Source organism: Borborobacter xinjiangensis (genome assembly GCF_047739745.1).
Taxonomy (GTDB): Bacteria; Pseudomonadota; Alphaproteobacteria; order Rhizobiales; family Rhizobiaceae; genus Pseudaminobacter.
In genome coordinates this window covers 18,840-29,909 of record NZ_JBLLVA010000041.1, presented here as the reverse complement: position 1 = coordinate 29,909, position 11,070 = coordinate 18,840, and the positions used below count along the sequence as shown (strand labels likewise).

9 protein-coding genes and 1 riboswitch are annotated in these 11,070 nt (G+C 63.0%); of the genes, 8 read left to right on the top strand and 1 reads right to left on the bottom strand.

Features of this window, described 5'->3' with window-relative positions; genetic code table 11:
* Positions 1–78: 78 nt before the first annotated feature.
* The 8 genes from ACLKMW_RS24385 (at position 79) to parE (ending at position 9,812) form a co-directional block, all read left to right on the top strand.
* Positions 79–564 (top strand): YaiI/YqxD family protein, encoded by a 486-nt coding sequence (locus ACLKMW_RS24385; protein WP_415727120.1) that lies wholly within the window; start codon positions 79–81, stop codon positions 562–564.
* Positions 561–1,214, top strand: a complete 654-nt coding sequence (locus ACLKMW_RS24380; protein WP_415727118.1) for a DUF1345 domain-containing protein — start codon at positions 561–563, stop codon at positions 1,212–1,214. Before ACLKMW_RS24385 ends, ACLKMW_RS24380 begins: the two co-directional genes overlap by 4 nt.
* A gap of 18 nt (positions 1,215–1,232) precedes the next feature.
* Entirely contained in the window at positions 1,233–2,069 is an 837-nt protein-coding gene (gene fghA / locus ACLKMW_RS24375) for an S-formylglutathione hydrolase (RefSeq protein ID WP_415727117.1), read from the top strand.
* 188 nt (positions 2,070–2,257) lie between these two features.
* Positions 2,258–2,680 (top strand): helix-turn-helix domain-containing protein, encoded by a 423-nt coding sequence (locus ACLKMW_RS24370; RefSeq protein ID WP_415727116.1) that lies wholly within the window; start codon positions 2,258–2,260, stop codon positions 2,678–2,680.
* Positions 2,681–2,846: 166 nt separating this feature from the next.
* Positions 2,847–2,933, top strand: a riboswitch (glycine riboswitch).
* Between the two features lie 146 nt (positions 2,934–3,079).
* Positions 3,080–4,180, top strand: a complete 1,101-nt coding sequence (gene gcvT / locus ACLKMW_RS24365) for a glycine cleavage system aminomethyltransferase GcvT (RefSeq protein WP_415727115.1) — start codon at positions 3,080–3,082, stop codon at positions 4,178–4,180.
* Positions 4,181–4,187: 7 nt separating this feature from the next.
* Positions 4,188–4,556, top strand: a complete 369-nt coding sequence (gcvH, locus tag ACLKMW_RS24360) for a glycine cleavage system protein GcvH (RefSeq protein WP_415727114.1) — start codon at positions 4,188–4,190, stop codon at positions 4,554–4,556.
* A gap of 119 nt (positions 4,557–4,675) precedes the next feature.
* The gene (gene gcvP, locus ACLKMW_RS24355; protein WP_415727113.1) at positions 4,676–7,480 is read left to right on the top strand and encodes an aminomethyl-transferring glycine dehydrogenase; all 2,805 of its coding nucleotides are present in this window, start codon (positions 4,676–4,678) and stop codon (positions 7,478–7,480) included.
* Positions 7,481–7,766: 286 nt separating this feature from the next.
* Entirely contained in the window at positions 7,767–9,812 is a 2,046-nt protein-coding gene (gene parE / locus ACLKMW_RS24350) for a DNA topoisomerase IV subunit B (protein ID WP_415727112.1), read from the top strand.
* A 12-nt stretch (positions 9,813–9,824) separates the two neighbouring features.
* On the opposite strand, the gene ACLKMW_RS24345 is transcribed toward parE, so the two are convergent.
* Complete coding sequence (locus ACLKMW_RS24345; RefSeq protein WP_415727111.1) at positions 9,825–10,946, bottom strand: DUF2336 domain-containing protein; 1,122 nt, start codon at positions 10,944–10,946, stop codon at positions 9,825–9,827.
* Positions 10,947–11,070 lie beyond the last annotated feature (124 nt).

Sequence of the window (11,070 nt, the reverse complement as noted above, 5' to 3'; positions counted from 1 at the left end):
AGACATCAACAAGGGCTTCGAGCTGATGCGCCGCGGCGAAAGCATCAGAAGCGTCGTGCTCTACTGAAGAAGGACCCCATGCCGGCCCCGATCATCTATGTCGATGCCGACGCCTGTCCGGTGAAGGCGGAAGTCGAGAAGGTCGCCGACCGGCTTGGGTTAGTCGTCACTTTCGTTTCCAATGGCGGCTTGCGCCCGTCGCGCGATCCGATGATCCGCCACGTCGTCGTTCCCAGGAGCGCCGACGCGGCGGACGACTGGATCATCGAAAATGCCCGGTCGAACGACATTGTGGTGACCGCCGATATTCCGCTTGCCGCCAGAACCGTGGCGCTCGGTGCGCATGTCCTGGGGGTCACGGGAAAGCCGTTTACCGAGGAATCGATCGGCATGGCGGTGGCCATGCGCGACCTGCAGCAGCATTTGCGCGAAACCGGCGAAAGCAAGGGCTATAATGCCGGCTTCACACCGCAGGACCGTTCGCGTTTTCTGGGCGCGCTGGACCAGACGGCACGAAAAGCGATAGCCTTGGCCGAAAGCGGGGCAAAGGGCCTGGCCGGATGAGCTTCCTGCAGCATCGCCACTTTCCCTTCGCCGTCGGAGCGGTTCTCGGCATTGTGGCCTTCCTGATTTCGCTGCTGCTACTGCCGGAGCTGGCAATCGTGATCGGTGCCGATCTGTTCTTTGCCACCTATCTGATCCTGACGTTGATCCGCTTGCCTCGTCTCACGGCTGCTTTCCTGCGAAAGCATGCGGAAAATGCCGATGAGCCGATCGGCATCATCTTCGCCGTAACGATCCTGACGGTGGCGGTGGCGACCACCTCTCTGTTCATGACGCTCAACAGCCAGCAGGCCGCCGGTATTTGGACACTCGGCCTCGCCGTCATATCGGTACCGCTCGGCTGGCTGACCATCCACATGATGGCAGCGCTTCACTATGCTCATCTTTACTGGCGGCCTGAAACGGCAAGCGACGGCAAGCCGGCTGGCAAACCCGGAAGGGGCCTTGATTTTCCAGGCAGGCGGGAGCCGAACGGAGCCGACTTCCTCTATTTCGCCTGTGTGGTCGGAATGACCAGCCAGACCTCCGACGTGGCGATCACCAACGTCATGTTGCGCCAGGTAACCCTAGTCCATTCCATCATATCGTTTTTCTTCAACACCGTTATCGTTGCGGCCGCCGTGAACGTGGTCGTATCGCTCGGCAGCTAATCCGGAGAATTTCTGGCCATGAAAACCATTTCCACCGCGAAATCCCACGGCGGCGTTCAAGGCGTCTATTCGCACCAGTCCGAGGCTTGCGACTGCGAGATGACTTTCGCCGTATTCGTGCCTCCTCAGGCCAAGAATGGCCCCTGCCCGGTCGTCTGGTATCTCTCCGGCCTGACCTGCACCCACCAGAACGTCATGGACAAGGGCGAGTATCGGCGCATGGCGGCGGAAGCCGGCCTCATCATCGTCTGCCCCGACACCAGCCCGCGCGGCGAAGGCATTCCGGACGAGAAGGACAATTGGCAGTTCGGTTGTGGCGCCGGCTTTTATCTCGACGCCACGCAGCAGCCCTATGCGAAGAACTACCGCATGTACTCCTATGTCACCGAGGAGTTGCCGGCGCTGATCGGGGCGAATTTCCCGGCCGATATGTCGCGGCAGTCGATCTTCGGCCATTCGATGGGCGGCCATGGCGCGCTGACGATGGCGCTTAGAAACCCCGAACGCTTCAAGAGCTGCTCGGCCTTCGCACCGATCGTCCACCCCATGGATGCCGGGTGGTCGAAGCCGGCGTTCGAGAAATATCTCGGCACCGACGAAGCGTCATGGCGCGCCTACGACGCCTGCGCGCTGATCGAGGACGGCAACCGCTTCCCGGAATTCCTCGTGGACCAGGGCAAGGCGGATGGATTCCTCGACGACGGGTTGCGCCCGTGGCTGCTGGAGGCTGCCTGCAAGAAAGCGGAAATCCCGCTGACCTTGCGCATGCGCGAAGGCTACGACCATTCCTATTTCTTCATCTCCACCTTCATGGACGACCATCTCCGGTGGCATGCCGAGAGGCTTGTTCTGTAGCGCCGAGGTTGCGGCGTCGGGACAATCATCCGAGGTGAACCGGCAGCGATTCGCATGGCGGAAATGAAAATTGCAGTATAAGAATTGCCTGTAAATACAGGCAATTACACGATATTGTCCAAAACTGCCTTGCCATGCGGACGCCCGTCCTTCATCCTTGCGTCAGTTGCGTCCGCTCGGGACGCGACATGACGCACAAACCGCAGGAGGCCGATCGGGTGCCCAACACCACGACCATTTACGACGAAATTCCTGACCTTGATACGATCGGCGGGCGGCTCTCCCGCGCCCGCGAAGCCAGCGGCCAGAGCATCAAGCAGGTTGCATGGCGCCTGGGCGTGAAAATGTCGACAGTGCAGGCTTGGGAGAGCGATCGCGCGCAGCCCGGGGCGCATCGGCTGAATACACTTTCGGGCATATTGAACGTCAGTCTTTCCTGGGTCCTGCACGGCATTGGCACCGGACCGGTGGAGATCGAAGACGACGAAGACGATTTCGAAACAGGCGAGCGCGTCGAAGCGCAGCTCAACCGCCTGAAGCTTCTGCATGCCGAGACAGGAAACCTGATCGAGCGCATCCAGAACGATATGGAAAGGCGCGCCGTCGCCTGACGCGTGGCGGGGGCGTCTATTCGCATCCGCGAACGCTTTTCAGGACGCCCCCCACGATTCGAGCAGCTAGGCATTTATTTTCTCTGATTTTTTTCCGCACGAGGGGGCGTGACAAAATGTCAGAGGTGGGCTAGCTATACGGCGTCGAGGGTCCAATTTTGGATTCTACCTGTTTGCGGGAGAGAACAGCGAAGGCTGTCGCCGAAGGGGAAATCGCCCGAAATCTCTCAGGCAAAAGAACCGTGAACGGGAAAGACACTCTGGAAAGTCGGGGCCGAAAACCCCGCGCCGAAGGTGTAAGCGCCGCCGACAGAGTTCCGGTTGCGCGAGTCTCTCAGGCTTCAGACAGAGGGGCACGGAATGGCCGCCGCAGCGGCTACGTGCGACTCTGGAGAAGACATGACGGGCAATGACACCAGAACCCTACCCCTCGAAGATCTACACATAAAGGCAGGCGCCCGATTCGGTCCTTTCGCCGGTTGGTCGATGCCGCTGACCTATCCTGCCGGCGTCATGGCCGAGCACGTCCACACGCGCGAGCATGTCGGGCTGTTCGACATCTCGCATATGCGGCTGATTGAGGTGAGCGGGCCGGACGCGGCCACGCTGCTTGCACGAGCCTGCCCGCTCGATGCCGCTGGGCTTGCGCAGCACCAGTCGAAATACACGTTCTTTTTGAACGAGCAGGCCGGCATCGAGGACGACCTGATCGTCACCAGGCTTGGGCATGACCGCTTCATGGTCGTGGCCAATGCCGGCAACGCTGAGGCCGACGAGGCGCATCTGCGCGCCCTGGCGGGCGGTTTTGACTGCAAGGTCGACGCGGTCGACCGGGTCTTCCTCGCCATACAGGGCCCCGAAGCCTGGGCGGCACTGTCGCGCGCGGGCGTCGAGACCGGCGCGCTGGTGTTCATGCACGGCGTGGAGCCGCGCGACAACTGGTTCATGAGCCGCTCCGGCTATACCGGCGAGGACGGCTTCGAAATCGGCTTGCCGGAAGCAGACGCGCGAGCACTGCTCGAGCGGCTTCTGGCCGACGACCGCGTGATGTGGATCGGCCTTGCGGCACGCGACAGCCTGCGGCTGGAAGCGGGGCTCTGCCTGCACGGCCTGGACCTGACGCCGCAAATCGACCCGGCGACCGCCGGTTTGATGTGGGCGATCTCCAAGGATGTCCGCGCTTCGGGCGGGTTCATCGGCGCCGAGGCGCTCAGCGCCATATTGGAAAAAGGCCCCTCCGAAAAACGGGTGGGACTGAAGCCGCAAGGCCGCCAGCCGGTGCGAGCCGCGGCAAGCCTGTTCGACGAAGCGGGCGCCCCGGCCGGCCGCGTCACCTCGGGCGGCTTCGGCCCGACGGTCGGCTCACCGGTCGCGATGGGCTACGTCTCCGCGCCGCTGGCCAAGCCGGAAACCAGGCTTTTTGCCGACGTACGCGGAACCAGGGTTCCGGTCGACATCCATCCTCTTCCCTTCACACAGCATCGCTACCGCAAAGGATAATATTCTCATGGCAACAACTTATTTCACCGACGATCACGAATGGCTCCGTGTCGAAAACGGCGTCGCGACGGTCGGCATCACTGACTATGCGCAGGAGCAGCTTGGCGATCTGGTTTTCGTCGACCTGCCCGAACCCGGTCGCGCGCTTGCCAAGGGCGACGTCGCCGTGGTGGTCGAATCCGTCAAGGCGGCCTCCGACGTCTATGCGCCCGTCGATGGCGAAATCGTCGAGGCGAACGGCGCGCTGGGCTCCAACCCGTCGCTGGTCAACTCTGCCGCCACGACGGACGGATGGCTTTGGAAGATGAGGCTTTCCGACGAAAGCCAGCTCGAAGGGCTGATGGACGAGGCCGGATACAAGGCTCTGATCGGATAGAGCGGATGAGGAACCGCGGGAGGCGGGCAAATCCGCATCCCGCACTTATCTAATAGAGAAGCGATCACCTTGATGAATTCGAAGCGAGTTCACGGTGATCCGGAACAGGATTAGCAAAGATGACCACGGCTCCCCTTCCCTTCGCGGCGCGCCACATCGGCCCCAGTCCCGCCGACACCCGCGCCATGCTTGCGGTGCTCGGTGTCCCCTCCATCGAAACGTTAATCTCTCAAGCCGTACCGAAATCGATCCGGCTCGACCGCGAACTCGATCTTCCGGCACCGGCCAGTGAATCCGAGGCGCTTGCCGAGCTTTCCGGAAAAATGGCCCGCAATACGGTGCTGAAGAGCTTCATCGGCGCCGGCTATCACGGCTGCCATGTACCGCCGGTCATCCAGCGCAACCTGTTTGAAAATCCCGCCTGGTATACGGCCTACACGCCATATCAGTCGGAAATCAGCCAGGGACGGCTGGAACTTCTGTTCCATTTCCAGACGCTGGTGACCGAGTTGACCGGCCTGCCGGTGGCGTCGGCTTCGCTTCTCGACGAAGCCACGGCGGTGGCCGAAGCCATCGGCATCGCCTGCCGGCATCATCGCGAGAAGCGCAACGAGATCGTCTTTGCCGGCGTGCCGCATCCGCAGACGCTGGACGTGGTCAAGACGCGCGCCGAACCGCTCTCCATCCGAATTGCCGATGAGGTCGGCGAGAACACCGCGGCCCTTGTCGTCTCCTGGCCTGATACGCTCGGCGTCTATGGCGATCATGCCGCGACCATCAAGAAAGCCAAGGCGGCTGGCGCGATCGTCATTTTCGCCGCCGACCCGCTGGCGCTGACGATCTCGGAGTCTCCGGCAAAGCTCGGCGCCGATATCGCTGTCGGCTCGATGCAGCGTTTCGGAGTGCCGATGGGCTTCGGCGGACCGCATGCCGCCTATTGCGCGGTGTCGGACAGGCTGACGCGGCTGATGCCGGGGCGGCTGGTCGGCCAATCCACCGACTCGAAAGGCCGGCCGGGATATCGTCTGGCCTTGCAGACGCGCGAACAGCACATTCGCCGCGACAAGGCGACCTCGAACATCTGCACGGCGCAGGCCCTGCTTGCCAACATGGCGGCAGCCTACGCGATCTGGCATGGTCCGGAAGGGCTGCGGTCGATCGCCAACGAGGTCAAGGCACTCGCCGAGCGGCTGGCGGCGGGATTGAAGGCGGCCGGCGTCGCGCTGGTCGGCGACAAGCGCTTCGACACGGTGACGGTGGCAGTGGCAGGAGATGCCGAGGAGATCGCCGCTAAGGCTGAAAACGGCGGGCGGCTGCTTCGGGTCATCGACAAATATCGCATCAGTGTGACGTTCGATGAGACCTCGACGGAAGCAGACCTCGAGGCCATTGCGGCCCTCTTCGGCGCAAAGCCTGGACGCGTCGGCAAGAAGGCGGTCGAGGATGCGCGCGGCCACGGCTTCCTGACGCAGGCGGTCTTCCACGAAAATCGCTCGGAAACCGAGATGATGCGCTTCCTGCGGCGACTTGCCGACAAGGATCTGGCGCTCGACCGGGCGATGATCCCGCTCGGCTCCTGCACGATGAAGCTCAATGCGGCAGCAGAAATGATGCCGGTGAGCTGGCCGTCGGTGGCAAACCTGCATCCCTTCGCGCCCGCCGCCCATTCAGTCGGCTACCGCGCAATGATTCGCGACCTGCAGAACTGGCTGGCCGAAATCACCGGCTTCGACGCCGTGTCGCTGCAGCCGAACGCCGGAAGCCAGGGCGAATATGCCGGCCTTCTCGCCATTCGCCACTATCACCAGGCGCGCGGGAATAGCCATCGCGACATCTGCCTGATCCCGTCTTCGGCGCATGGCACCAATCCGGCCAGCGCCAACATGGTCGGGATGAAGGTGGTGGTCGTCAGCTGCACCGACGACGGCAATGTCGACATGGACGATCTCAAGGCCAAGGCCGCGGCGCATGCAAAGGACCTTGCGGCGCTGATGATCACCTATCCCTCGACTCATGGCGTGTTCGAGGAAGGTATCCGCGATATCTGCGCAGTGATCCACGAACATGGCGGCCAGGTCTATTTCGACGGCGCCAACCTCAACGCGCTGGTCGGACTTTCGCGGCCGGCCGATATCGGCGCCGACGTCTGCCACATGAACCTGCACAAGACCTTCTGCATTCCGCATGGCGGCGGCGGCCCCGGCGTCGGCCCGATCGGCGTGAAGGCGCACCTTGCGCCCTACCTGCCGGGTCACGTCAACGAGAGGGGCAAGCACGCGGTTGCCGCAGCCCCCTTCGGCAGCGCCTCCATCCTGCCGATCACCTGGATGTATATCCGGATGATGGGCGCAAGCGGCCTGAAGCGGGCGACGGAAACGGCAATCCTCAACGCCAACTACATCGCCGCGCGGCTGGCGACGCACTATCCGATCCTGTTTCGCGGCCGCAACGATCGGGTCGCCCATGAATGCATTCTCGATACGCGCGTGATGAAGGAAAGCGCGAGCGTCAGCGTCGAGGACGTCGCCAAGCGGTTGATCGACTACGGCTTCCATGCGCCGACCATGTCCTGGCCCGTGGCCGGCACATTGATGGTCGAGCCGACCGAGTCCGAGTCCAAGCACGAGATCGACCGCTTCTGCGAAGCGATGATTTCGATTGCCGGAGAAGCGGGGCGGATCGCGAAGGGCGAATGGCCGAAGGAAGACAATCCGCTCGTCAACGCGCCGCACACGGCGGCCGAGACCTTGGCGGATAACTGGTCTCACCCCTACTCGCGCCTGGAAGCCGCCTATCCCGCCGGTGATGCCGACAGCGCGGCGAAATACTGGCCGCCTGTCTCGCGCGTCGACAATGTCGGCGGCGACCGCAATCTGGTCTGTTCCTGCCCGCCAATGACCGAATATCTCGGCGCGGCCGAATAACCAGGACCAATTGATATTCAGATGGCCGGCGCTTCGGCGTCGGCCATTTTTTCGTCCATCGGCCGATTTATCGGCGTTTCTGGCCGGTTCGGTTGCTGCAGGGTTTGCGCAAAAGGTCGGAATGGTGTTTGACGGGTTCGGATTACGCCGCCTCGTTCAATCACGACCGTCTGATGCCTGCAGCATGGCGAAGGTTTGCCCGAACGGAACGGGAACCTCTGTCGCGCTCCCGGCAAAGCGTGGCAATATCTACTATGATTCGAATCAGGGGACACCCGCACCGAATATGGATGACAGCAACGATCTCTTCGCAAATCTCGACAAACCGGTTTCCCTGAGGTCGTCGCGGCCAGCCGATCCGCTGGTGCAGGCGCTCACCAAGCGTGCCTCAGCGCCTCAGCCGAAAGACGGCAGCGAGAGCTACAGCGCAGCCGATATCGAGGTGCTGGAGGGTCTGGAGCCGGTGCGCCGGCGGCCCGGCATGTATATCGGCGGCACCGACGAGAAGGCGCTGCACCACCTGTTTGCCGAAGTCATCGACAATTCGATGGACGAGGCGGTCGCCGGCCACGCCACCTTCATCGAAGTGGAGCTCGGCGCCGACGGCTTCGTCACGGTTACCGACAATGGTCGCGGCATCCCCATAGACCCGCATCCGAAATTCAAGAAGCCGGCGCTGGAAGTCATCATGACGACGCTGCATTCCGGCGGCAAATTCGATTCCAAGGTTTATGAGACCTCGGGCGGCCTGCACGGCGTCGGCGTGTCGGTGGTCAATGCGCTCTCCGACGAACTGGAAGTGGAGGTTGCGCGCGGACGCCAGCTTTATCGCCAGCGCTTCTCGCGCGGCGTGGCCAGGAGCGGCCTGGAAGCGCTCGGCGAAGTGCACAACCGCCGCGGCACCAGAATACGCTTCCATCCGGACCCGGAAATCTTTGGCAAGACGGCGCATTTCGAGCCGGCGCGGCTGTTCCGCATGACCCGTTCGAAGGCCTATCTTTTCGGCGGCGTGGAAATCCGCTGGTCCTGCGATCCGCTGCTGATCAAGGACGAGACCCCGGCAAAGGCGGTGCTGCATTTTCCGGGGGGCCTGAAGGACTATCTGGCTGAATCGCTCGGCACCGATTACCAGGTCACCCGCGAGATATTCGCGGGGAAAAGCGAGCGGCCGGGCGGCCACGGAACGATGGAATGGGCGGTCACCTGGTATGGCGGCGACGGCTTCCTGAATTCCTACTGCAACACTATCCCTACCGGCGAAGGCGGCACCCATGAGACCGGCTTCCGCAACGTGCTGACACGCGGTCTGCGCGCTTACGCAGAGCTGACCGGCAACAAGCGCGGCTCCGTCATCACCAGCGAGGACGTGATGATTTCGGCAGCCGGCATGCTGTCGGTCTTCATCCGCGAGCCGGAATTCGTCGGCCAGACCAAGGACAGACTGGCGACGGTGGAAGCCCAGCGGCTCGTCGAAACTGCGGTGCGCGACCCGTTCGACTATTGGCTGGCCGATAATCCGCAAGAAGCGTCCAAGCTTCTGGAATGGGTGATCGCGCGCGCCGACGAACGCGTGCGGCGCCGCCAGGAAAAGGAAGTGTCGCGCAAGACGGCGGTGCGCAAGCTGCGCCTGCCCGGCAAGCTGGCGGACTGCACGCAGAACGCGGCGGCGGGTGCCGAGATCTTCATCGTCGAAGGCGATTCGGCCGGCGGCTCGGCCAAGCAGGCGCGCGACCGGGCCATGCAGGCGATCCTGCCGTTGCGCGGAAAAATCCTCAACGTGGCCAGCGCCGGGCGCGACAAGCTGACTGCCAACCAGCAGATTGCCGACCTGATCCAGGCGCTCGGCTGCGGCACGCGCTCAAAATATCGTCAGGAGGATCTGCGCTACGACCGGGTCATCATCATGACGGATGCCGACGTCGATGGCGCGCATATCGCCTCGCTCCTCATCACCTTCTTCTTCCAGGAAATGCCGCAGCTCGTTCGTGGCGGCCATCTCTATATGGCGGTGCCGCCGCTTTATCGCATCAGCCAGGGCGGCAAGACCGCCTATGCCCGCGACGACGCCCACAAGGACGAACTGCTCAGGACGGAATTCACCGGACGCGGCAAGATCGAGATCGGGCGCTTCAAGGGCCTCGGCGAAATGATGGCCCACCAGCTCAAAGAAACGACGATGGACCCGAAGAAGCGCACGCTTCTGCGCGTCGAAGTGCTGGATGAGGAAGACGCCACGAAATCGACGGTCGATGCGCTGATGGGCACCAAGCCGGAAATGCGCTTCCGCTTCATCCAGGACCGCGCCGAATACGCGCAGGAACTGGATATCTGAGCTGATCGGCCGTCAGGCCGCCGCGATGGCCAGCGCGTGACCGCGCGCGTTCTCGCGCAGCGCCTCCAGATGGATCGACTTGACCAGTCCGGCGAGATCGCCCGATACCGACGGCCCGCCGATCTCCTTAAGCATCAGCCAGCTCACTTCCTGGGCACCAGCGGTGCGCTTGCCGTTGGCCACCTCGCGCCAGACCTTCAGCGCGCGCAGGATTACCGGATGCGTCACGGCTGCCAGGCCGGCACCGCGAAACAGCGCCGACAGCGCGACATCATTGCCGCCTGCGAGCAGGGTGCGGACACGCGATTCGGCCTGTCCTGTAAGTGCAACCAGTGTGACGCCGAAGAAATCGACCTTGCCGTGAGCGATTATTCGGATGAGAAAGCCGCAGGTGAGATCGCCGCGCAGACGCAGATGCTCGATGAGCGCCGCGTACTCGCCTGGTCTCGTGCCCTCGATCAAGGTCAGGGAGGCCTTGATGCAGGCATCGCGCATGACCCGATCCGCCCGCACTGACCCCATCAGCGCGGCGACCAGCGGCGAGCGTTTCAACGCCTCTCCGACCTTGACCAGAAGCATGTGCCGGCAGTCGGAAGGCAGCCGCGCGTCGGCGATCAAGGCCTCTCGCACGTGAGCGAGATCGCCGTGGCGCTCGGCCATGCGCCGGAAGCTGAGCGAGGCAATGTCGGCGCCGGTATTGGCAACCAGCGCAACGCAGGCTTCCGCTTCACCGATCTCGGCAATGGCCGCCGATACGGCCATCGAAACGGACGGACGACCGGCAATCAATCTCTGCGTCGCACCGGAGCCCGTGGCGACATGCTCGATAAGATCGCCATCGGTAAGCAGCGGCGAACGGACAAGCACCAGGGCTGCAACCTCGGGCTGGTCCGCCGCCAGCGCACTGATGATCTGCAACGGCGCGTGGCGGCTCATCGACAGCGCCTCGGCGATCGCCAGGCGAACCTTTGAGGACGGATCGTCCAGCAGCAGCGTCAAGGCCGCCTCGGCCGCGCAACGGTCTTCGAACGGCAATTCGTTCTGGATGAAGGCGCGGGCAAGCGCGCCGGCAGCAGCCGCGCGCTCGTTCACGCGAGCAGTATCCACCCATTTCAGGAAATGCTCGACGATCATCCGCGCCCACTCTGCATCCCACCGGAAGATTCTTCCGGCCCCGTCGACGGAAGCTAGGGAAAAATGGTTTACGAACGGTTCACCATCTTTCTTAACCCGGTTGCGCGAGGCCGGGCGGAGAACT